The sequence below is a fragment of the Sporosarcina koreensis genome, assembly GCF_001531445.1.
Taxonomy (GTDB): Bacteria; Bacillota; Bacilli; order Bacillales_A; family Planococcaceae; genus Sporosarcina; species Sporosarcina koreensis_C.
In genome coordinates, this window is sequence record NZ_LQYA01000142.1 from 1 (window position 1) to 1351 (window position 1351).

A 1351-nucleotide genomic window follows, 5' to 3' on the forward strand; every position below is an offset into this window, starting at 1 on the left:
TCTCCATAATAGAGAAATTCGAGTAGCTCGAGTTTCTTGCTGGCATCATTTAAGATGTCAATTTTGAATCCGAAGATTCGTTTGTTCATTCCACCGACAGGGTCGGCTTCAGAACTTTATTTGTTGACGTTTTGCTGTTCAGTTTTCAAGGTTCATATGGTGGAGCCTAGCGGGATCGAACCGCTGACCTCCTGCGTGCAAGGCAGGCGCTCTCCCAGCTGAGCTAAGGCCCCGTTAGTAAGAAATGGTCGGGAAGACAGGATTCGAACCTGCGACCCCTTGGTCCCAAACCAAGTGCTCTACCAAGCTGAGCTACTTCCCGATATTCATAAATTAATGGCGCGCCCGGCAGAAGTCGAATCCACAACCTTCTGATCCGTAGTCAGACGCTCTATCCAATTGAGCTACGGGCGCCTATTCATTTAAATGAGACAGTTTTGGTGCCGAGAACCGGAATCGAACCGGTACGGTAGTCACCTACCGCAGGATTTTAAGTCCTGTGCGTCTGCCAGTTCCGCCACCCCGGCGAAAATAAATGGAGCGGAAGACGGGATTCGAACCCGCGACCCCGACCTTGGCAAGGTCGTATTCTACCACTGAACTACTTCCGCAAAATAAGTGCGGGTGAAGGGAGTCGAACCCCCACGCCTTACGGCACTAGATCCTAAGTCTAGCGTGTCTGCCAGTTCCACCACACCCGCATATTAAAATCAAGCAGTAAAAATGGTGAGCCATGCAGGATTCGAACCTGCGACCCTCTGATTAAAAGTCAGATGCTCTACCGACTGAGCTAATGGCTCAAAAAAGTGGTGCCGGCGATAGGAGTCGAACCCACGACCTACTGATTACAAGTCAGTTGCTCTACCAACTGAGCTACACCGGCACATAAGAAGTATATTAAAATAATATGGTGGAGGATGACGGGTTCGAACCGCCGACCCCCTGCTTGTAAGGCAGGTGCTCTCCCAGCTGAGCTAATCCTCCATTATATAATCTCTACAGGGAATTGACAAGCCCGGCGACGTCCTACTCTCACAGGGGGAAGCCCCCTACTACCATCGGCGCTGAAGAGCTTAACTTCCGTGTTCGGTATGGGAACGGGTGTGACCTCTTCGCCTTCATCACCAGACTTGTAACATCCTTTATAAGGACATTAATCATTATACCAATTCTCTATAGATTTACAAGTACTTTTTTGAACGATGCTTGTTCGTTCAAAACCGGATAAAACCAACATTGTCGCTGAACTCAATTTCAACCGTACCTTTTCAACTATAAGGTTAAGTCCTCGATCGATTAGTATCCGTCAGCTGCACGTGTCGCCACGCTTCCACCCCGGACCTATCCACCT

Annotated in this window: 9 tRNA genes and 1 rRNA gene; all 10 read right to left on the reverse strand. The window is 49.1% G+C overall.

What is annotated here, in order from left to right:
• Nucleotides 1-157 precede the first annotated feature (157 nt).
• A tRNA-Ala gene (locus AWV70_RS15125) sits at nucleotides 158-233 on the reverse strand.
• Nucleotides 234-245: 12 nt separating this feature from the next.
• Nucleotides 246-322: transfer RNA gene (locus AWV70_RS15130), tRNA-Pro, on the reverse strand.
• A gap of 15 nt (nucleotides 323-337) precedes the next feature.
• Nucleotides 338-414, reverse strand: a tRNA-Arg gene (locus tag AWV70_RS15135).
• A 24-nt stretch (nucleotides 415-438) separates the two neighbouring features.
• Nucleotides 439-527, reverse strand: a tRNA-Leu gene (locus tag AWV70_RS15140).
• A gap of 9 nt (nucleotides 528-536) precedes the next feature.
• Nucleotides 537-611, reverse strand: a tRNA-Gly gene (locus AWV70_RS15145).
• A gap of 8 nt (nucleotides 612-619) precedes the next feature.
• A tRNA-Leu gene (locus AWV70_RS15150) sits at nucleotides 620-701 on the reverse strand.
• Between the two features lie 23 nt (nucleotides 702-724).
• A tRNA-Lys gene (locus AWV70_RS15155) sits at nucleotides 725-800 on the reverse strand.
• Between the two features lie 7 nt (nucleotides 801-807).
• Nucleotides 808-883: transfer RNA gene (locus AWV70_RS15160), tRNA-Thr, on the reverse strand.
• Between the two features lie 25 nt (nucleotides 884-908).
• Nucleotides 909-984 (reverse strand) — tRNA-Val (locus tag AWV70_RS15165).
• A gap of 29 nt (nucleotides 985-1013) precedes the next feature.
• Nucleotides 1014-1129, reverse strand: a 5S ribosomal RNA gene (gene rrf / locus AWV70_RS15170).
• Nucleotides 1130-1351 lie beyond the last annotated feature (222 nt).